Source organism: Achromobacter aloeverae, from assembly GCF_004121055.1.
In the GTDB taxonomy this organism is placed as follows: domain Bacteria; phylum Pseudomonadota; class Gammaproteobacteria; order Burkholderiales; family Burkholderiaceae_B; genus Bordetella_C; species Bordetella_C aloeverae.
Genome location: NZ_PYAL01000002.1, coordinates 738,707 through 758,381, shown reverse-complemented (window position 1 = coordinate 758,381; position 19,675 = coordinate 738,707). Strand labels below are relative to the sequence as shown.

Below are 19,675 nucleotides of genomic sequence, written 5' to 3'. Positions count from 1 at the left end.
GTATCGCGGATCACGGGGGCGTTCGATGCGAGGGCCGCGGTTCGCGGATGGCGCGGGTGGCGCGGTCAGTGGCCATCGACCGGTCAGGCCAGCCGGACCAGGCCATCGACCGCCACCACGCCTTCCGCGCGCACGAACAGGGGATTGATTTCCGCTTCCTGCACCGCCGCGCCGTCCAACGCCGCCAGGCGCGAAAAGGCGGCGATGGCGCGCGCCAGTGCGGCGCAATCGCCCAGGGGCAGGCCGCGGAAGCCGCGGACCAGGCGCGTCTGCCTTACCGACTCGATCATCCGCATGGCTTCGTCCTGGTCGACGGGCGCCAGGCGCAAGGCGTAATCGGGATTGAGTTCCGCCGTGATGCCGCCGGCCCCCAGCAGCACCGTGGGTCCCACCAGTGGATCGTGCCGGTAGCCGAGGATCAACTCGATCAGGCGGCCTTCCATGGGCTGGAGCAGGATGCCCTCGATGCGCGCCCGCGGCGCGTGCTGGCCGACGCTGGCCAGCATCGCGGCAATGGCCTCGCGCAGTTCGGCCAGGTTCCCGATGCCGACCCGCACCGCCCCCGCGTCGGTCTTGTGGGCCAGGTCGCGGGAACATACCTTGGCGACCAAGGGATAGGACAGGCTAGCCGGATCCCGTTCGAGTTGGGCCAGTTCCTGCTCCAGGCGGGAGGCATCGAGCAGGCGGCTGGGCACGACCGGCACGCCAAGCTCGGCGAACAGCCGGGCGGCCTCGCGCTCGTTCAACATGCCCGTGGACGGCAGGCCGGTCGGCCAGGCCGTCGGCTCGACCGTGGCCGGCGGTCGCCCCGTGCCCTGGAAAAAGACGGACAACGCATCCGCGCAGGCCTCCGGCGTGCGGAAGGCGGCGATGCCGCCCGCCCGCAGCAGGGCCAGCGACTCTGGCGCTTCCGGCGCCAGGAACACCGCCAGCGGCTTGTCGGCGGGCTTGTCGGCTTCCAGCAGCGGCTTCACCGCCAGGTCCGGATGGAATTGCGCGGACGACCCGACCACGCTGAGCACGGCATCGCACCAGTCCGCGCGCAGCAAGGCTTCCAGCAAGCCCTTGTATTGCGCGCTGGTGGCCGCCAGCGTCAGGTCCATGATGGGAGTTTCGCGCAGCTTCAGGCCCAACCCGGCCATTTCGGCGATGAAGGCCGGCGGCGGCGCCACCGCCACCATGCCGTGCAAGCCCAGGTTGTCGACCACGGACGCGGCGCCCCCGCCCGTGGTCGTAATGACGGCGACGCGCGCCGGCGTGTCGGCCCGGCGCTGGCTGCCCGGACCATGGCGTTCGGCCAGCGGCGCGATCTCGAACAGGGTCTCCAGCTGGCGCACGCGCATCACGCCGTGGGCCTTGAGGAAGGCGTCGACGGCCGCATCGTTGCCGGCAAGCGCGCCCGTATGGGATTGCGCCAGGGCATCCCCCTGCTCCGAGCGTCCCAGCTTGTAGGCGACGACCGGCTTGCCCGCGGACCGCGCCCGTTCCAGCGCGCGCGCCAGCGTCGGCGCGTCGCGCAGCGTTTCCAGGAACAGCAGGATGACCTTGCTGTCCGGATCGTCGACCAGGGCATCCACGACTTCGCCCACCGTCACGTCGCTTTCATTGCCCACCGAGACCGATTTGGCGAAACCGAAGCCGCGCGCCGCCGCGCGCGACAGCAGCGATCCCATCATGGACCCGCTCTGCGACACCATGCTGAGCGAACCGGGCAACAACGATTCGGTCTCGAAGGCGGCATTCACGGAAAGGATGGCGCCGCTGTGCAGATTCGCCAGGCCTATGCTGTTTGGGCCCAGCAGCCGCAGGCCCAGGCCGCGGGCACGCGCCACCAGCGCCTGCTGGCGTGCCATGCCATCCGGGCCGGTCTCGCCGAAGCCATCGGAATAGACGGTCACCACGCGGGCGCCGGCGCGGGCGCAGTCCTCCAGCAGGGGCGCCACGTCGTCGCCGGGAATCATGACGAACACGTGATCGACGGGTGCGGGCAGGTCGTTCAACGAAGGATAGGCGCGCTCGCCCAGGATTTCATTGCGGCCGGCGTTGATGGGATAGATCGTGCCCGCATAACCGTGCTTGCGCATGAAACGCAGGGGCCGCGCGGTGTTCTTGCGGATATCGCCGGAGGCGCCCACCAGGGCGATGGAACGCGGCGCCAGCAAGGCGTCGGCGAAAGAGGTCTCTGACATGGCGTATTCAGCTCGGTAGTCGTGAATCTTCTGGGGGGTTGCGGCCCACGGCCGCGCATTCCGCGCAAGGGATCCTTGCGCTCGGACCGCGCCCTGCCGCCATGGCGGCCCGGGCATGGTCCGATGGCATGCCCTGACGGCATGATCCGTCGTCAGGACCCGCCATCCTCGGCCAGGCGCAGCGCACGCACCGGCAGGGTTTCCAGGCGCCAGACCGCGTCACGCAAGGCCGCCATGCGCTTCGCGCCCAGTACGGGGCCGGCCAGCTCGGCGAACTTGTCGTTGAGGTCCGCGTCGGACAAGGGCGCCTCGGGATCGCCCTTGCGATAGGGCGCGTGGTGCTCCAGCGTGTCGCCCGCGCGTGTCGTGACGCTGACGCGTGCGGCCCGCATATTGGGAAAGCCCGCCGTCAATTCGGGATCGGCCTTCAGCGAAACCCGTTCCATCAGGTCCCGCACCTCGGCGTCCGCCATCCGCTGTGGCGTGAACGCGTCCAGGCGTGGCGACCCATGCACGAAGGCATGCGCCACGACATAGGGCAGGCTGAACTTGGCCTCGTAGGCCGTGGCGGGATTGCGGATGCCCGCGACATCCAGCGCCGGCTGGTAGGTATCCACGCGCACCGAGGCGATATCCCGCGGCCGTACCCCGCGCTCGCCCAGCGCGATCGCCGCATCGATGGCGGCGAACGTGTGGCCGCAGCAGCCATGGTTCTTCTGCGTAATGACGCGGATGTTGTAGCGCTCTCCCAGGCCGTCGACCGCGCGCCGCCAATCCGGATCGCGCGCCAGCGCGGCGCCGAAGCCGACCTCGCCTTCGAGGATGTCCGGCACGCCCGTCACGCCATGCGCGGCGCCCTGCCCTGCCCGCACGCCGACCGCCGCGGCATGGCCCGCATGCAGCGCCTTGGTCATGGCATCGGAACGGAATGCCTGTTGCAGCCCGCTGGCGAACGTGCCGGCGGTCGCCAGCGCATGGCGCATCACGTCCGCGTCGCCGGGCTTGCACAAGGCCGCGGCGGCGGCCGCGCTGCCGAAGCAGCCCACCGTGCCGGTGGTATGGAAGTAGCGATAATGCGACGGCTGCACCGCCGCGCCGATGCGCGTGGAAATCTCATAGCCCACCACGATGGCGTTCAGCAAGGCGCGGCCGTCCACGTTGCCGGCCTCGGCCAGCGCCAGCGCCGCCGCGATGGTCGGGCACCCGGGATGATAGACCGCGTCGCGAAAGATATCGTCGAATTCCACCGCGTGCGACACGCTGCCGTTGATCCAGGCCGCGGTCGCCGGAAACGCCGTCGTCCCGTTGCCGGGCAGGCTGGAATGGCCGCTGCCCAGCTCATCCGCATGCGCGGCCAGCAACTGCGGCGAAGGCGCCACGCGGGTGCCCGGATACAGGGCCGAAAGCCAGTCCAGGAAGGCGCGCTTGGCGTAATGAAGAATGTCGTCCGACAGGCGGGCCTGACTGTCATGGGCGCCATAGGCGGCGATGGTATCCAGCAACATGGGGTGTCTCCTGCGGCGCGCCGGCGGAGGTGCGCGCTTCCGGCCCTACTTTAGAGCCCCCATGCCGCGCCAGGGTTGATGAAACGGAAAAGGAGCTTTCATTCCATCCGTCGGCGGATGGGGGTAGCCGTCCGGCCGGCGTCCTCCCTCTTCCGGCGCCGCGCCGGGGCAAGGCCTGCTCCGTCGGCGCTCAACCTTCTTCCGGGGCCAGCAAGGCCTGCAGCAGGTCCGCGACGGGCGCGGTCATCTGGTCAGGATCCCGCACGCAGACATAGAACTGCCGTTCCGCCCAGGCATCGCGCAGGCGCAACAGCACCAGCCCCATGGCGGTCAGATAGTTGCGCGCGATGGCCTCGGGCACCACGCCTATGCCCAGTCCTTCCCGGATCATGCGGCAGCGCGTCTCAAAATTCGAGACCTGCAGCTTGACATTGGGCGGACGCGACAGCGTCTGGCCCGCATAGGCCAGGAACTGCTCCAGCGAATGGCGCGGGAAATAACCCAGCAGGTCGTAGTCCAGCGCATCCTCGAGATACAGCTCGCGGCGGTCGGTCAGGGGATGGCCGATGGGCACTACCAGGCCCACCCTGTCGCGCCGGAATGGCATCGAGCTCACGCCTGGCACGGGATGATCCGCATGATAGACGCCGATATCGACGGCGCCCTCCGCGATCATGCGCGGAATGTCGAAGCTGTGCGCTTCCAGCAGGTCCACGCTGACGCCCTGCCGCCCCGCCAGGAAGCGGTTCATCACGGACGGCAGGAACTGGAGGATGGTGGACGGATTGGAAGCCAGGCGGATCTTCGCCTGGCCATTGGCGGAGTATCCGCTGATGGCCTGCTCGGTCAGCTGCACGCCGCGCAGGATGGCCTTGGCGCGCTGGTACAGCAAGGCCCCCGCCGGCGTGGGCTCCACGCCGCGGCCATGGCGGTGCAGCAACACGCGATCAAGATGGCGTTCCAGCTCCGCGACGCGCTTGCTGGCCGCCGACGTCACGATATTTTCGCGCTCCGCGGCCTTGGAAAGGCTTTTCTCTTCTACCGCCGCGACAAAGATCGCCAGCGTGGGGATATCCAGCGTTTTCATAGCCGGGACTATACCTTGCCGGAATCTTCCTGGTCGTGGCGCGGCGCAGCATGGCCGCGCCGCGGTTCACGCCGCGCCCGGAACGCTCAAAGATAAGCCGGCGCCTGCGTCGACAGCGAGGCCTTCACCTGGCGGCTGAGTTCGTCGATCAGCAGTTCCGGTTGCCCGCTTTCGATCGCGTCCAGGATGCTGGCCGCGGCGTCCCGCAAGGATGTCTTGGGCGCGTCGATACCGGCCGTCATGTCGCTGTCCATGTATCCCACGTGGACGTTGGTCACCACCGTATCCTGGCCCTTGAGCTGCAGGCGTATCACATTGCTCAAGGCCCACGCCGCGGACTTCGAGACGCAGTAAGCGGCCACCTGGTCGATCGTCAGGAAGCTGAGCACCGACAACACATTGACCAGCGCCCCGCCGCCGTTGCGGCCCAGGATGGGCGCGAACGCCTCGCTCACCCGCAAGACGCCGTACAGATTGACGTCCAGGTGACGCGCGATCAGGCTTTCCGCGTCCTCGCCCAGGGCGGGCCCACGCAGGCAGATGCCTGCGTTGTTGATGACGATGTCCACGTCGCCGGCCCGCGCGGCGGCAGCCTGCACGGTGGCGCGATCGGTGACATCGAGCTTCAGTGCCTGGGCGCCCGTCACGTCGACGGCCGCGGGGTCGCGCGCCCCGGCATAGACCTTGGCGGCGCCCGCCGCCAGCAAGGCCTGCACCAGCGCCTTGCCCAGGCCACGGTTGGCGCCGGTGACCAGCGCGACTTTTCCTTTGATTTCCATGAAGTGACTCCTGGTTTTTTGGCCGCGCCGTGTAGGACGAGACCAACGATATATGGGATTCGGGATTTCCCGGTTGCTGGAAACAGTCATTTAGATTTGGATCGACATCTAATTAGATGTCGACTATCATCTGATTGTCAATACGTCATTTGGCCGGCTGCCTTGTGTCTCCTGCTCGCCCGGGGCCGGCCCTTCAATGCCATGCGCAAGTCCCGAGAGGAAACCGCGCGCACCCGTGCGCGCATCGTCGCCGCCGCCGCCGAGGAATTCCGGCGCGGCGGCATCGCCGCGACCGGACTGGCCAGCCTCATGAGCGCCGCCGGGCTTACCCACGGGGGTTTCTACAAGCACTTCGCGTCCAAGGATCAACTGGTCGCCGAAGCCTGTGCGTCCATCATGATCGACGTCACGGACACGCTGGCCGAGCGCGCGCTCCGGGAGCCGCCGGACCAGCGGCTCGCCTGGTTCGTCCATGCCTACCTGTCGCCGCGCCATCGCGACGATCCCGCCCATGGGTGCGGCCTTGCGGCCCTGGGCACGGAACTGGCGCGCAGCTCCGCGGAGACCCGCGACGTGGTGACCGACGGTTTGTCGCATCTGGTGGAGGCCATTGCCCGCCTGTTCGATCCGCCTGGCGGCGCCCATGGCCGCGCCCGCGCGCAGACGCTAGCCGCCGGCCTCGTCGGCGCCATCACCCTGGCCCGCGCGGTCAACGACCCTGCCCTGTCGGACGAACTGCTCGCCAACACGGCCAGCACGCTGCTCGCGTCGATCCGCTGATTCTCCGTCGGCCATTCGCCGGCGCCCGTCCGACGCATCCCCGGCGGCGGGCTCCGCCGATGCGCGCGGGCACGGCCCCGCACCAGGCACAGCATGTGCTGTTGGACGGCGACGATCCGGCGCAAGCCACTCCCGGGCCTTCCACCCATCGTCTCCGATACGCGCCCGGCGGGCGTCCGTCGGGCCTGTTCACGACTACCCTGGCGCCATCTCCATGTTCGAAGCGGTCTGGTTTCTCCTGATCGGCGGCCTCCTCATATTCATGGGACTCGCCCGCAGCGTCATCGCCGGCCTGCCCATGACGGGCGCCATGGTGTACCTGGCGTTCGGCTTTCTGATCGGCCCGGCCGGCCTGGGCCTGCTGGACCTGGACATCTACCGCGACGTCCACGTCCTGCGCGTGCTGGCCGAGACCGGCCTGCTCATTTCACTGTTTTCCATCGGCATGCACCTGCGCATCCCCCTGGGCAGCAGCCGGTGGCGACTGGTGCTGCGCCTGGCGCTGCCCGCGATGATCCTGACGATAGCCGCGATGGCGCTTACCGGTTTCTACATATTGGGATGGTCTGCCGGCGTCGCCCTGCTGGCGGCGGCGGCGCTGGCGCCCACCGATCCCGTGCTGGCCAATGAACTGCGTCCCCGTGAAGCGGGGGACAACGAGCCCCTGCGCTTCGCCCTGTCGGGCGAAGGCGGCGCCAACGACGGCGCGGCCTACCCCTTCGTCCTGATAGGACTGGCGGTATGCAACCTGGGACATCCGGATGCGCAATCGCCCGCGACCCTGGCGCTTTCTCTGGCCTGGGGCGTCCTGGGGGCGGTCGTCGTGGGATGGCTCATGGGCACGGCCACGGAGGCCCTGGTTGCCCGCCTGCGCATCCGCTACGCGACAGCCTTGGGTTATGAGGGGTTCCTGGCGCTTGGGCTGATGTCGGCCTGCTACGGCGTGGCGCTGCTGATCCACAGCTACGCCTTCCTGGCCGTGTTTGCCGCCGGCGTGGCCCTGCGTCGCAAGGAAATGCATGAAACGGGCGAGGAAACGCCCAGCGAGGCGCTGGAGCAGGTGGCGCGCGGCGATATGCAACACGCCGCCAAGCATCCCGACCTGGCCCACGCCTACCTGGCCGAATCGATGATGACGTTCTCGGTGGAGCTGGAACACCTGGTCGAACTTGGCCTGATGCTATTGATAGGGAGCGTCGTCTCGTCGTACTGGCGCGACATGCTGCAATGGCAGTCGTTGGTGGCGGTGCTGGTGCTGTTCTTCGTCGCGCGCCCCGTGTCGGTGTGGTTGTCCCTGGTCGGCACGGACATGAGTCCGATCCAGCGCCTGCTGGCCGGCTGGCTGGGCATCCGGGGCGTCGGCAGCTTCTTCTATCTGCTCTTCGCCCTGGAGCACACGGACGCCGACAATATCCACCCCATCGCGCCCGTCCTGCTCGCGGTCATCGTGGCGTCCGTCTTCCTGCATGGCATCTCGGCCTCGCCCTTGCTGAACCGCTACTTCCATGCGAACGGAAATGCAGCGGCCTCGCGGACGTCCGCGAGGCCGGACCGGGAATGAAGCCGGGCCGTACTACGGGTCAGTCCATCTCGCTGGCAAGGCGTATTAAGCGTGGACGCCACCAGGCCGGTAACTCGTCCCGGAGCTTCAATCCGCCCCCATCTGCACCGGATTCGGCTGCCGCTTCTCGATATTCCATTTCAACAGCGCGGCGCTGCGGAAGATGCCGTGCGCGAACTTGCCGTAGGGCAAGGTCAGGAACAGGGCCATCACCGGTCCCAGGTGCAGGGCCAGCAGCAGTCCCATGGCGCCGGTGTCGCGGCCGGCCAGCAGGGCCAGGCCGGTGATCGCCACCAGCAGCAGCAAGGCGATGAAACCGCGATCCATCGGGCGCTGCGCGGCGTCGCCATGCAAGGGGCTGCGATGCACGTTCAGCCAGAACAGCCCCGCCGGCCCGATGATCAACCCTATCCCGCCCAGCGTTCCCAGCACCACCGGCAGGCTGGTATAGCCATACGGCGCATGCCAGTCGAGGAAGTAGTGGTAGAACGTGGCCACGCAGGTCGCGGCGAAACACAGCAGGAAGCCATAGAACGTGAAATGGTGGAAGCGGCGGCGGGCCAGCGTGAAGGCATCGCTGGACTCGTTGCAACCCTTGCCATGGCCGCCATCCAGGTAGCGCAGCCGCAGCACGTCGTGCGTCGCCTCGGCCACCGCCGGTCCATGGACCGAGCCCGGCGAGACGTTGCGCCAGAACCGGCTGACGCCTATGCCCAACGCGACGATGGCGAACAGGAAGACCACGCCGAACATCAGCGCCAGCGTGTTGTGCGGGAAGATGGCGTAGAAATTGCCCGCCAGCGGCGCATGGAACAGCGCCCCCGTCGACAGGATCGCCAGCACCAGGAACAACGCCAGGCCGAAGGCCGTGGCCAGCGACAGCGTCAGGCCATTGCGCTGGTACAGCGTACCCAGGGCCGCCGGCCACGCATAGTCGGTATAGGTCTGCTTGCGCACCTTGGCCATCGCCTGCGGCACGTTGACGCCGAATTCATGCGGCGGCGCGTACTGGCAGGCATGCAGACAGGCGCCGCAGTTGTGGCACAGGTTGGCCAGGTAGTTGATGTCCGCCTTGCCGAATTCCAGGCGCCGCGTCATCGCCGGGAAGACCGCACAGAAACCTTCGCAATACCGGCAGGCATTGCAGATCTGCATGATGCGCGCGACTTCGGTTTCGTCGGCGGTGGTGGGTCCCAGGTCCTCGCCCTTGCGCACGAACTTGACCGGGGTTTCCTTCATGCCGCCGCCAGCCGGCGACACCTGATCCAGGTTCAGGGTGGTATTGGCCTGGCGCACGAGGGCTTCAAGCTGTTTCAAGGGAAGCTCCCATGGAAGTGTTTTTACCTTGGCCCAGCGCGAACTGCGCGGCCTGCGTGCCGGCGATGCGGCCGAATGCGGTGCCGATGGACATGCCCACGCCCGCCGTGTAGCCCTTGCCCAGGACGTTGCCGGCCATCATTTCGCCGGCGACGTACAGGTTGTCGCTGGGCACGCCGTTGAAATGCACGGCAGCCTTGTCGTTGACCTTCAGGCCCAGGTAGGTAAAGGTGATGCCCGGCCGCAGCGGATAGCCGTAGAACGGCGCGCGGTCGATGGGACGCGCCCAGTGCGTCTTGGCGGGGGCGATGCCCTCCGTGTGGCAGTCATCCAGCGCGGTATGGTCGAACTTGCCCACGCGGCAGGCCGCGTTGTATTCGTTCAGCGTCTGCATGAACGTGGCCCGGTCCAGGCCCAGCTTGTCCGCCAGTTCCTCCAGCGTATTGGCCGTGGTGCCCGGGAAGACCGGCGGCATGAAACGGCCGATCGCCTTGCTGTCGATGATGGAATAGCCGATCTGGCCGGGCTGGTTGGCCACCAGGCGCCCCCAGATGGCGTAGCGCTTGGGCCAGAAATCCTCGCCTTCGTCGTAGAAGCGCTTGGCGTCGCGGTTGACCACCACGCCCAGCGACACGCAGTCGATGCGCGTGCAGATGCCGCCGTCGTACAGCGGCGCGCGCGCGTCGATGGCCACGCAATGCGATTGCGACGGGTCGCCGATGATGTCGGCGCCGGCATCCATCATGAACCTCAGCAGCACGCCCTTGTTGAAGCGCGTGCCGCGGATCAGGAAGTTGTCGGCCGGCCATTCGCCGCGCTCGTTCTGGCCCCAGGCCTCGCGCAGCCACTCGATATTCGATTCGAAGCCGCCGGCGGCCAGCACGCAGGCCTTGGCCGTGATGCGTTCGCCCTTGACATAGGCCGCGACGAAACGCCCGTCCTTCAGGTCCAGGCGGTCGACCGGGGCGTTGTAGCGAATCTGCACGCCCAGCGACTCGGCGCTGCGGAAATAGGCGTTGACCAGGGCCTTGCCGCCGCCCATGAAGAACGCGTTGGTGCGGGCCACGTGCAGCGCGCCCGACAGCGGCGGCTGGAAATTCACGCCGTGCTTGCGCATCCAGTCGCGGCAGGACGAGGAAGCCCGTATCACCAGGCGCGCCAGATGCTCGTTGGTAATCCCGCCCGTCACCTTGAGCAGGTCCTGCCAGAACTCTTCTTCCGGATAGGCGTCGACGAGCACGTCCTGCGGCGCGTCATGCATGCAGCGCAGATTGCGCGTGTGCTGCGAATTGCCGCCGCGCCATTCCTTGGGCGCGGATTCCAGCAACAGCACGCTGGCGCCGGCTTCGCGCGCCATCAGCGCCGCGCACAGGGCCGCGTTGCCGCCCCCTATCACCAATACGTCCACCATGGCTAGTGTGTCCTCCTTGAACAGGGTGGCACTGTAACCAGACGGTCACGCGGCCGCCAGAATCCGCCGCGCAAGGGGTCTTCACTTATCGTGAAGAGCCCTCCGTATTCGCCCCGTGCAGGGTGGCGCCAGGCCACCCGCCCTCCCGCACCAGCGTACGCGCCACGTCGCTCAACACGACGCGCGCCGCCAGCGCCGCGGGCGACAGTTCGTCCTCGGGCAGGCTGACCAGCAGGTTGCGACGTTGCAGGTGCGCATCGCTCAGTTGCAGGCGCGACAGCGACGGATCGACCGGCAGGGCCGCCCCGGGCTGGATGGTGGCGACATGCCCCACCCGCACCATCGCCATCAGCATGGCCAGGCCGTCCACTTCGGCGACGATGTTCAGGCTGCGGCCTATGCGCGCGCAGGCGGTGTCGATCAACTGCCGCAAGCCATGGGCGGGGCTGGGCAGCACCAGCGGAATTTCGTGCAGGCCCGCCAGGGAAATGTGCTCGCTGGTCGGCCAGCCCGGCGTGCTGGGCTGGCCCATCAGCAACAGGTGTTCGTCCAGCAGGGGCTGGACCGTCCAGCGCTGCGCCGGATCGGTGTGGAAGACGATGGCCAGGTCCAGCTGCCGCGCGTTGAGCATGGACGCCAGATGGCCGGACAGGCTTTCGGTCATGCGCAGCCGCACGTCCGGATAGCGCTGCTGCATGGCCTGGATGAAGCGCGGCGCCAGCACGGTGCCGGTGGTGGACGCCAGGCCCACGCTGACCTGCCCCGTCAGGCGCGCCTCTCGCGCGGCCATGGCCGCCGCGTCCGCATGGCGTATGGCCAGCTGCGCCTGGCGCAGGAATGCCCTGCCCGCGTCGGTCGGCACCACGCCCGTGGACGTGCGCTGCAGCAGCCGGGTGGCGAGTTCGCTTTCCAGGCGGCTGATCTGCTGGCTCAGCGCCGACGTGACGATGCCCAGCTCGGCCGCCGCCCGCCCCATGCTGCCCAATTCGACGACCCGGGCGAACGAACGCAGTTGGCGCAGTTCCATGGCTGTCTTCAATAAAAATGAAAACCGTATTTTTGCATGCAAAGGCCTCTTTGCCTTGACGGGTTTCACTTAGTTTGAAGACCTGTTCATCCAGACAGGGTTACGGGCTCGCGCACAGCGCCTATAATTCGCAAAAATAACGTTTCATCAAATACGAACTTCAGAGACACAGCGAGAAAGCTGCGAGCTTCCGCGGCATAGTGATAAATAGGCGACGAGTAGACGGAGGGCCGAGCGCTCGCCGTCGGCTTCTCATGCAGCAGAATATATAACGTTTCATTATCCAACCAAAAAGACAGCAAAAAATCTCGCCCGAACGCGCCTCCCGTCCAGACAAAGGAAAGCGCTTGGCGATTCCTGACCTCCCTCTATTTCTACACGGACCACCCCATGACGGCATCTCCCCTGCACATCGACGGCCTGCCCCCCACCGGCGCGCTCATCAACGGCCGCTGGGTCGACGGCGGCCCCCGCTTCGTCGTCGACGACAAATTCAGCGGCCGCCCGGTGGCCGAAGTCGCGGCCGCCACGCGGGCCCAGGTCGCGGAGGCGGTGCGCGTGACGCGCGCGGCCGCGGACGGCGGCGCCCCGCCGCCGCATGACCGGGCCCAGGTGCTGCGCCGCGCGGCCGCGCTGATGGAAGGCTATCGCCAGCGCCTGGTCGACGTGATGGTGGCCGAAGCCGGTTTCACCCTGGCCGACGCCAACGGCGAAGTCGACCGCGCCATGGTCACGCTGAGCCTATCCGCCGATGAAGCCCTGCGCCTGGTCGGCGATGTCATCCCCTTCGGCGCCAGCCCCGGCGCGCATCGCCGCATCGGCTTCACGCAACGCTTTCCCGTGGGCGTGGTCTGCGCCATCACGCCGTTCAACTCGCCGCTGAACACCGTGCTGCACAAGGTGGCGCCGGCCTATGCCGCCGGCAACGCCGTGGTGCTCAAGCCGTCGGCCTTCACGCCGCTGACGGGCGCCCTGCTGGCCCAACTGCTGCTGGAAGCCGGCCTGCCGCCGGCCTTCCTGGCGGTGGTCCAGGGCGAAGGCGACAGCGTCGGCGCGTGGCTGCTGGAAGAGCAGGACATCGCCTTCTATACGTTCACGGGCAGCACCCGCGTGGGCCGCATCATCCAGCAGGCCGCCGGCCTGCGCCGCACGCAGATGGAACTGGGCAGCATCGCCAGCACCATCGTCTGCGCCGACGCCGACCTCGAGCGCGCCATCCCCAAGATCGCCAACGCCGGGCTGCGCAAGGCCGGCCAGGTCTGCACGTCGGTGCAGCGCCTGTATGTCCAGCGCGATATCGCCGAAGAAGTCGGCGAGCGCCTGGCCGCCTACGCCCGCACGCTGCAAGCCGGCGATCCGCGCGACCCGGCCACCAAGGTCGGCCCGCTGATCAGCGAACAATCCGCCATCCGCGCCGAGCAGTGGCTGCGCGAGGCCGAGCAAGGCGGCGCGCGGCTGTTGTGCGGCGGCCAGCGCCAGCGTTCGGTCATCACGCCGGCCGTGGTCACGCACGCGCCGCAGGACGGCCGGGTGTGGTGCCAGGAGGCCTTCGCGCCCCTGCTGGCCCTGCGCCCCTTCGACGATTTCGAGGAAGCCTTGCGCGATGCCAACGCCACGCCTTTCGGCTTGTCGGCCGGCGTCTTCACGCAGGACATCGACCGCGCGCTGCGCGCCGCCGCCACCCTGCGCTTCGGCACGGTGCAGATCAACGAGACCTCCAGCGCGCGCTCGGACGTCATGCCTTTCGGCGGCGTGAAGGACAGCGGCTTCGGCAAGGAAGGGCCGGCCCATGCCATCCGCGAAATGACGGAGGAGCGCCTGGTGGTGTTCAACCCCTGAACCCGGGCGCCCGCCCTGCCCGCCCTGCCCGATCAGGCCACGCCGTGGCCTTCCGCAGCACGACCCCAAGACCATGACCCAGAACAAACACAACATCCGGAGCGAGACACTCCCCGGCCCCTCCCTTGCGCCCCCCCATCCCCACGCGCAGCGGCGCCGCCTGCTGCTGGCCGCCGCGCTGGCATCCGCCGGCGCCGGCTTGCCCGCCAGGACGACGCGTGCCGCGGGCGCCTATCCCGCCAAACCCATCGTGCTGATCGTGCCCTTCGCGGCGGGCGGCCCCACCGACGTGCTCGCGCGCGTCATCGCCGAAGGCATGTCGCGCGACCTGGGCCAGCCCATCATCGTCGAGAACACGCCCGGCGCGGGCGGCACCGTTGGGACGGCGCGCGCCGCCCGCATGGCGCCCGACGGCTATACGCTGTTGATCGGCAATGTCGGGACGCTCGCCGCCAACGCGACGCTGTACAAGAAACTGCCCTATGACATCCTGAAGGACTTCATCGCCCTCGGTTCGGTCGGCGATGCGCCGCAAGTCCTGTCGGCGCGCAAGGACCTGCCGGTATCCGGACTGGACCAGTTCGCCGCGTACGCCCAGGCCCACGCCAAGGACATGAACTTCGGCGCGGCGGGCGTGGGGTCGGGCTCCTTCCTCGGCGGCATCCTGCTCAACGACAGGCTGGGACTGAAGATCAACGCCGTGAACTATCGCGGCGCCGGCCAGGCGCTGAACGATGTCATGGCGGGCCATCTCGACTATCTGGTCGACAGCAGCACGACCTCGGTCGGCTACGTGAATTCCGGCATGGTGCGCGGCGTCGCCGTCCTGCGTCCCAAGCGCATCGCCGCGCTGCCGGATGTTCCCGCGGCCGGCGAATCGGCCTTTGCCGACCTGCACTACGACATCTGGAACATGCTGCTGGCGCCGGCCGGGGTTCCCGCCCCGGTGGTGGCGCGCCTGAGCGTGGCCTTGCGCAACGCCGTGGCGGCGCCCGCCACGCGCGACAAGCTGGCCGGTTCCGGCATCGAGGCGCCCAGCGTCCCCAACCAGACGCCGGAAGGCGCGGCCGAGCTGCTGGCCAGTGAAGTCCGGCGCTGGGCGCCCGTCCTGAAGAAGCTGGCCATCACCGTGGATTGATTCCGCGAGCCAGCCCGCCGCGATACGAACAAGATCCCCCCACAAGAAAACCCACAAGAAAACCCACGACAGCATCCACAACATCGAGGCCACGCCTCGGCACGCCCCTGGAGACACCATGCCCTTATCACTTCCCCGCCGCCGCGCGGCCGCCTTCGCCCTTGCCCTGACCGGCTGTGCCAGCCTCTTCGCATCGGCCGCCCACGCGGGCGATTGGCCCGAGCGCCCCATTACCCTGGTGGCGCCCTTCACGCCCGGCGGCACCACCGATATCGTCGCCCGCGCGATCGCCGTGCAGTTGCAGCAGCAGCTGGGCCAGACGGTGATCGTGGAGAACAAGCCCGGCGCGGGCGGCACCCTGGGCGCTGGCGTCGTCGCGCGCGCCCGGCCGGACGGCTATACCCTGCTGCTCGCCAACGTCGGTCACGCGGCCGCCGGCGTGCTGTACAAGAACCTGCCCTACGATTTCGAGCGCGACATGACGCAGATCACCACCGTGGCCAATGTGCCCAACGTGCTGGTGGTGGCGAAGAACCTGCCCGTGAACAACGTGCGCGAGCTGCTGGCCTACGCCAAGGCCCATCCCAACGACATCAACTACGGCTCGGCCGGCATCGGCACCACGCAGCACCTGTCCGCCGAGCTGCTCAAGAAACAGACCGGAATACCGGCCCTGCACGTGCCGTTCAAGGGCGCCGCGCCGATGATGACCGACCTGATCGGCGGCCGCCTCACGTTCGCCCTCGATTCGGCCGCGTCGGCCGCCGCCCAGATCAACGGCGGCGGCGTCAAGCCGCTGGCCGTCACCAGCCTCACCCGCACACGCTTCCTGCCCGACGTGCCGACGCTGGACGAGTCCGGGGTGCCCGGCTACCAGATGACCACCTGGTACAGCCTCGCCGGCCCCAAGGACCTGCCGCCCGCCATCACGGACCGGATCTACCGCGCCGTGCGCGCGGCCATGGACGACCCCGGCATGCGCAAGGCGCTGGACAGCATGGCCGCCGATCCGGGCGGCATGGAGCCCGCCAAGTTCCAGGCGTTCGTGCACCAGGAAACCCTGCGCTGGACCGACCTGGCGCGTGACTGGGACAACGCCAACTGATTCCGGGTTGATTCCCTCACCAGGCCGGCAGACCCACGCGCAAGGCCGCGTGCCCGCCGGCCGTCTCATTCCACAGGTTCATCATGGCTGCCACCGACATCAGCACCTTCTTCTGCCCCACCCGCCTGTACACCGGCATCGGCGCGCACCGCAAACTGGGCGAGATCCTGCGCGCCCATGGCTGCAAGCGCGTCTTCATCGCCATCGACGGCGCGCTACTCGATGGCGAGTTCTACGCCGGCATACGCCGCATCCTTGACGAGGAAGGGGTGGCGGCGGCGGCCTTTTCCGACATCGAGCCCGATCCCAGCGCCATCACGGTCGAGCGCGCCCGGCAGGCCTGCGAAGCGCACGGCGCCACCTTGCTGCTGGCCGTGGGCGGCGGCAGCACCATGGATGTCGCCAAGGCGGTGGGCATCCTCGCCACCAACGGCGGCCGCATCCACGACTACGAAGGCATCGAGAAATTCAGCACGCCGCCGCTGCCGCTGGTCGCCATCCCGACCACGGCCGGCACCGGGTCCGAGGTGTCGGGGTCGTGCGTGATCACGGACACCGAAAAGCAGTTGAAGATGTCGATCCGCCACGCCGCCCTGAATCCGGCGCGCGCCGCCATCCTCGACCCGCTGGCCCTGCGCACGGTGCCGGCCCACGTGGCGGCCCATTCCGGCATGGACGCCTTCGTGCACGCCTTCGAATCCTATATTTCGCGCCAGGCCAACCTGGTGACCGACGCCATCAATATCGAGGCCATCGAATTGCTGGCCGCCAACATCCGTCCCTTCGTGGCCAATCGCGACAACCTGGAAGCGGGCCTGAACATGCTGGTGGGCTCGGCGCTGGCCGGCATCACCTTCGGCCAGACGGGCCTGGGCAACGTGCACTGCATGGCGCGTTTCGTCGGCGCCTATTGGCACCTGTCGCACGGCCTGTCCAATGCCGTCTGCCTGCCCCACGTGGCCCGCTACAACCTGCCGGCCAACCCGCGCAAGTTCGCCCGCATCGCCGCCGCCATGGACCGCCCGGTGCGCGGCCTGCCGGAAATCGACGCGGCACGCGCGGCGGTCGACGCCATCGAGACCTTGTGCCGCGACCTGGGCATTCCGGGCCGCCTGCGCGACGTCGGCGCCACCGAGGACAAGTTCGACGAGATCGCCGAACTGTGCACGCAGGCGAACTACAACCGCTGGAACCCACGCCAGACCAGCACCGCGGACTTCCGCGCGCTGTTCGCCCAGGCGTATTGACCGGGCAACCGGATACGCCGGCAAGCCCGCCATGGCCCGGACCGGACCACGCCCGGGCCACGGCGGGCCATGGCCCCGCGCGCCAATCGCGGACCGATACAATGCCGCCCATGCCTCCGAAAAGAACCCAGCCCGACCGCGCCCCCGGCGCCGCCCGCATCACCGTCCATGATGTGGCGCGCGCCGCCGGCGTCGCCATCGGCACCGTCTCGCGCGTGGTCAACGGCGCACCCAGCGTCGCCCCCGACGTGCGGCAACGGGTGGAGGCCGCCATCGCCGAACTGGGCTGGGCGCCCAGCGCCGCGGCCCAGGCCATGCGTGGCGCGCCCACCCGCATGGTGGGCTTCATCTTCTCGGACATCCGCAATCCTCTCTATTCCTCGATGATCAAGGGCGCGGAAGACGTGCTGAGCGAACACGGCTACATGCTGGTGGTCGCCAGCAGCGACGGCCAGCCGGCGCGCGAGATCGCCCTGATGCAATTGTTCAAACGCCGCCGCGCCGACGGCATGTTGTTCGCCGTGGAAGAGGAATCGAACGCGGACGTGTTGCGCTGCGTGGCCGATACCGGCTATCCCATCGTGCTGCTGGAGCGCGAAATGGCGGCGGCGCTGGGCGCGGTCGGCGCCGACCACCTGAGCGGCACGCGCCACGCCACCGCGCACCTGTTGTCGCTGGGACACCGCCGCATCGCGCTGATCAGCGGCGGGCGCAACAACCGCGTCGGCCGCGACCGCCTGGCAGGGTTGGTACAGGCGCACGAAGCCGCCGGCGTGCCGCTGGACCCGGCCCTGCTGCGCCTGGACAGTTTCGCGTCGGAATACGGCCAGCGCGAGGTCCAGCTGCTGCTGGAGCTGGATGCGCCGCCCACCGCCATCGTCGCCGCCGGCATGCATCTGCTGCAAGGGGTGCTGCAAGGCATACGCATGAAAGGCCGGCGCATTCCCCAGGACATTTCCCTGGTGGCGTCCAACGACAGCCCGCTGGCGCAACTGGTCACGCCGCCCGTGGACGTCATCCGCTACGACGCCTATGCCCTGGGCCGCGAAGCGGCGCTGCTGCTCCTGCGCCGCATGAACGGCGAATCGATTCCGCCCGCGACGCGGGTGGAGGTGCCGACGGAATTCGTGCTGCGCGCGTCCAGCGCCCCACCGGACGCGCCGCCGCGCGGCTGACCTGGCGTCGGCCCGGCGCCGACCCAGGATAGCCTCGCGACTGATCGGCCACCCCGCCGGTCCTCGCGCACCCTGCGACGGCGCGTGGATCAGCTATCCTTGCACTCCATCCCTTTGCCCATGACGGACAGTTCGTCGAGGACCCGCTCCCCACATGGACTGCCCGCCATCCCTACAAGTTACAAGGAGCCGCTCTCCCATGCCGTCCCCGGGCCGCCCGTCCCTGCTCTCCGCCCTCCGGGCCAGCAAGATCACCCTGTTGCTGGTCCTCGCCAATATCGCCGTCTATGCCGGCCTGGGCCTGCTGGATACCCGCGCTTTCGAAACGCTCAGCCAAAGTTCCTTCCTGATCGACTGGGGCGCCAACGTTCCCCCATTGACGCTGTCCGGCGAGTACTGGCGCCTGTTCACCAGCATGTTCCTGCACGTCGGCTTCGCCCACCTGGCCATGAATATGCTGGCCCTGTGGTCATTGGGACTGGTGCTGGAACCGCGCATGCGCTGGCCGGTGTTCCTGGGTATCTATCTGCTGTCCGGCCTGTGCGGCAGCCTGACCACGGCTTTGTGGAACCGGGGCGAGCTGATGATCAGCTGCGGCGCGTCGGGCGCCATCCTGGGCCTGTTCGGCGCGGCCCTGGCGTATGCCTTGCGCGACCGCCGCAGCGGCCGCCTGCACTTTCCCGTGCGCAACCTGCTGATGAGCCTGGTGCTGACGTTCGGCGCCGGCACCGTCTTCTCCATCGACAATGCGGCCCATGCCGGCGGCCTGGTCTGCGGCTTCCTGCTGGCCCTGGTGGCGCTGTATAGCGAGAAACTGCGGCCGGCCGCCGCCGGCGCGACGCTGGCCCTGGCCGGCGTGATCGCCGCCGTGGCGCTGGCCGGCGTTGCGTCGGCTTATCACGACCAGGACCTGGGCGACAAGCTGGCCGCCGCCCGCCTGCGCCACACGCTGCGGCATATGGGATTCGGCAGCTATGCCGCGGCGCTGGACGGCGCCCAGTCGCTGGACGCCTGCATCCGCGGCGTGATGATGGGCGAGGATCCGGACGGCCAACCCATCCCTGGCCGCGAGCCCGGCGCAATGCGGGCCGGGGACTTGCGCCTGTGCGACGGCAGCAAGGATGGCGAGGACAGCCGGGCCAGCCTGCTCGCGCGCTACCTGCCCGTCGAATACGCGAACTGCCGCGCGCAGGCCGCCGACCTGCGCAACCGGGTCACCAAGCAGGCGGCCCTGCGCGGCCTCGCCATCATCGACCGTTATTGCACGATACAGCCGCGCGTCTATGCCGCCGTCTTCGGACAGGCGCCCGCGGACCTCGACATGAAAGCCGCCTACCGGGCCCGCACGGACATGGAGAACCTGCTCGACGGAACCGGCGTGGAGATCGGCGAAGGCCAGGGCACGGACGAGGAATCGGCCGATGCCATCGTCGGGATCCTGCGCGATACCGGGCCGCTGGCGACGGCGCTGGTCGACGAGTCGGGCTGCCCGTACTGGTCCTGCAAGCGGTAGGC

Annotated in this window: 15 protein-coding genes; 8 read left to right on the top strand and 7 right to left on the bottom strand. The window is 68.5% G+C overall.

What is annotated here, in order from left to right; all coding sequences use genetic code 11:
* Positions 1 to 83 precede the first annotated feature (83 nt).
* From C7R54_RS10255 to C7R54_RS10240, 4 genes are all read right to left on the bottom strand, one after another.
* Positions 84 to 2,189, bottom strand: a complete 2,106-nt coding sequence (locus C7R54_RS10255) for an acetate--CoA ligase family protein (protein WP_129150083.1) — start codon at positions 2,187 to 2,189, stop codon at positions 84 to 86.
* 152 nt (positions 2,190 to 2,341) lie between these two features.
* Positions 2,342 to 3,694 (bottom strand): MmgE/PrpD family protein, encoded by a 1,353-nt coding sequence (locus C7R54_RS10250; RefSeq protein ID WP_129150082.1) that lies wholly within the window; start codon positions 3,692 to 3,694, stop codon positions 2,342 to 2,344.
* A gap of 190 nt (positions 3,695 to 3,884) precedes the next feature.
* The gene (locus C7R54_RS10245; protein WP_129150080.1) at positions 3,885 to 4,781 is read right to left on the bottom strand and encodes a LysR family transcriptional regulator; all 897 of its coding nucleotides are present in this window, start codon (positions 4,779 to 4,781) and stop codon (positions 3,885 to 3,887) included.
* An 86-nt stretch (positions 4,782 to 4,867) separates the two neighbouring features.
* Complete coding sequence (locus tag C7R54_RS10240) at positions 4,868 to 5,560, bottom strand: SDR family oxidoreductase (RefSeq protein WP_129150079.1); 693 nt, start codon at positions 5,558 to 5,560, stop codon at positions 4,868 to 4,870.
* A 201-nt stretch (positions 5,561 to 5,761) separates the two neighbouring features.
* On the opposite strand from C7R54_RS10240, the gene C7R54_RS10235 reads away from it, so the two are divergent.
* Together C7R54_RS10235 and C7R54_RS10230 are read left to right on the top strand one after the other, a co-directional pair.
* Positions 5,762 to 6,340, top strand: coding sequence for a TetR/AcrR family transcriptional regulator (locus tag C7R54_RS10235; protein ID WP_129150077.1), 579 nt, complete (start codon positions 5,762 to 5,764; stop codon positions 6,338 to 6,340).
* A gap of 214 nt (positions 6,341 to 6,554) precedes the next feature.
* The gene (locus C7R54_RS10230) at positions 6,555 to 7,901 is read left to right on the top strand and encodes a cation:proton antiporter (RefSeq protein WP_129150075.1); all 1,347 of its coding nucleotides are present in this window, start codon (positions 6,555 to 6,557) and stop codon (positions 7,899 to 7,901) included.
* Positions 7,902 to 7,988: 87 nt separating this feature from the next.
* Here the strand turns inward: C7R54_RS10230 and tcuB are convergent, their stop codons facing one another.
* The 3 genes from tcuB to C7R54_RS10215 form a co-directional block, all read right to left on the bottom strand.
* A complete protein-coding gene (gene tcuB / locus C7R54_RS10225) occupies positions 7,989 to 9,218 on the bottom strand; it encodes a tricarballylate utilization 4Fe-4S protein TcuB (protein ID WP_240039458.1) in 1,230 nt (409 codons plus the stop codon).
* A complete protein-coding gene (gene tcuA, locus C7R54_RS10220) occupies positions 9,205 to 10,629 on the bottom strand; it encodes an FAD-dependent tricarballylate dehydrogenase TcuA (RefSeq protein WP_129150073.1) in 1,425 nt (474 codons plus the stop codon). Before tcuA ends, tcuB begins: the two co-directional genes overlap by 14 nt.
* Positions 10,630 to 10,714: 85 nt before the next feature.
* Positions 10,715 to 11,656, bottom strand: a complete 942-nt coding sequence (locus C7R54_RS10215) for a LysR family transcriptional regulator (protein WP_129150072.1) — start codon at positions 11,654 to 11,656, stop codon at positions 10,715 to 10,717.
* A 390-nt stretch (positions 11,657 to 12,046) separates the two neighbouring features.
* On the opposite strand from C7R54_RS10215, the gene C7R54_RS10210 reads away from it, so the two are divergent.
* The 6 genes from C7R54_RS10210 to C7R54_RS10185 all read left to right on the top strand — a co-directional run bounded on the left by C7R54_RS10210 (position 12,047) and on the right by C7R54_RS10185 (position 19,673).
* A complete protein-coding gene (locus C7R54_RS10210; protein ID WP_129150071.1) occupies positions 12,047 to 13,495 on the top strand; it encodes an aldehyde dehydrogenase family protein in 1,449 nt (482 codons plus the stop codon).
* Positions 13,496 to 13,568: 73 nt separating this feature from the next.
* The gene (locus C7R54_RS10205; RefSeq protein WP_129150069.1) at positions 13,569 to 14,633 is read left to right on the top strand and encodes a Bug family tripartite tricarboxylate transporter substrate binding protein; all 1,065 of its coding nucleotides are present in this window, start codon (positions 13,569 to 13,571) and stop codon (positions 14,631 to 14,633) included.
* A gap of 118 nt (positions 14,634 to 14,751) precedes the next feature.
* On the top strand, positions 14,752 to 15,738 hold the full coding sequence (locus tag C7R54_RS10200) for a Bug family tripartite tricarboxylate transporter substrate binding protein (protein ID WP_129150067.1): 987 nt from the start codon (positions 14,752 to 14,754) through the stop codon (positions 15,736 to 15,738).
* Between the two features lie 83 nt (positions 15,739 to 15,821).
* A complete protein-coding gene (locus C7R54_RS10195; RefSeq protein ID WP_129150065.1) occupies positions 15,822 to 16,985 on the top strand; it encodes an iron-containing alcohol dehydrogenase in 1,164 nt (387 codons plus the stop codon).
* 110 nt (positions 16,986 to 17,095) lie between these two features.
* Positions 17,096 to 18,160 carry a LacI family DNA-binding transcriptional regulator gene (locus tag C7R54_RS10190; protein WP_129150063.1) on the top strand — a complete coding sequence of 355 codons (1,065 nt, stop codon included), beginning with the start codon at positions 17,096 to 17,098 and terminating at the stop codon, positions 18,158 to 18,160.
* A 199-nt stretch (positions 18,161 to 18,359) separates the two neighbouring features.
* Entirely contained in the window at positions 18,360 to 19,673 is a 1,314-nt protein-coding gene (locus tag C7R54_RS10185) for a rhomboid family intramembrane serine protease (RefSeq protein ID WP_158021187.1), read from the top strand.
* Positions 19,674 to 19,675 lie beyond the last annotated feature (2 nt).

Coding starts and splice junctions, on each gene's coding strand:
- C7R54_RS10200 (WP_129150067.1), top strand. CDS start 14,752: ATGCCCTTATCACTTCCCCGCCGCCGCGCGGCCGCCTTCGCCCTTGCC.
- C7R54_RS10250 (WP_129150082.1), bottom strand. CDS start 3,694: ATGTTGCTGGATACCATCGCCGCCTATGGCGCCCATGACAGTCAGGCC.
- C7R54_RS10185 (WP_158021187.1), top strand. CDS start 18,360: ATGCCGTCCCCGGGCCGCCCGTCCCTGCTCTCCGCCCTCCGGGCCAGC.
- C7R54_RS10210 (WP_129150071.1), top strand. CDS start 12,047: ATGACGGCATCTCCCCTGCACATCGACGGCCTGCCCCCCACCGGCGCG.
- C7R54_RS10190 (WP_129150063.1), top strand. CDS start 17,096: ATGCCTCCGAAAAGAACCCAGCCCGACCGCGCCCCCGGCGCCGCCCGC.
- C7R54_RS10240 (WP_129150079.1), bottom strand. CDS start 5,560: ATGGAAATCAAAGGAAAAGTCGCGCTGGTCACCGGCGCCAACCGTGGC.
- C7R54_RS10235 (WP_129150077.1), top strand. CDS start 5,762: ATGCGCAAGTCCCGAGAGGAAACCGCGCGCACCCGTGCGCGCATCGTC.
- C7R54_RS10245 (WP_129150080.1), bottom strand. CDS start 4,781: ATGAAAACGCTGGATATCCCCACGCTGGCGATCTTTGTCGCGGCGGTA.
- C7R54_RS10215 (WP_129150072.1), bottom strand. CDS start 11,656: ATGGAACTGCGCCAACTGCGTTCGTTCGCCCGGGTCGTCGAATTGGGC.
- tcuA (WP_129150073.1), bottom strand. CDS start 10,629: ATGGTGGACGTATTGGTGATAGGGGGCGGCAACGCGGCCCTGTGCGCG.
- C7R54_RS10255 (WP_129150083.1), bottom strand. CDS start 2,189: ATGTCAGAGACCTCTTTCGCCGACGCCTTGCTGGCGCCGCGTTCCATC.
- C7R54_RS10205 (WP_129150069.1), top strand. CDS start 13,569: ATGACCCAGAACAAACACAACATCCGGAGCGAGACACTCCCCGGCCCC.
- C7R54_RS10195 (WP_129150065.1), top strand. CDS start 15,822: ATGGCTGCCACCGACATCAGCACCTTCTTCTGCCCCACCCGCCTGTAC.
- C7R54_RS10230 (WP_129150075.1), top strand. CDS start 6,555: ATGTTCGAAGCGGTCTGGTTTCTCCTGATCGGCGGCCTCCTCATATTC.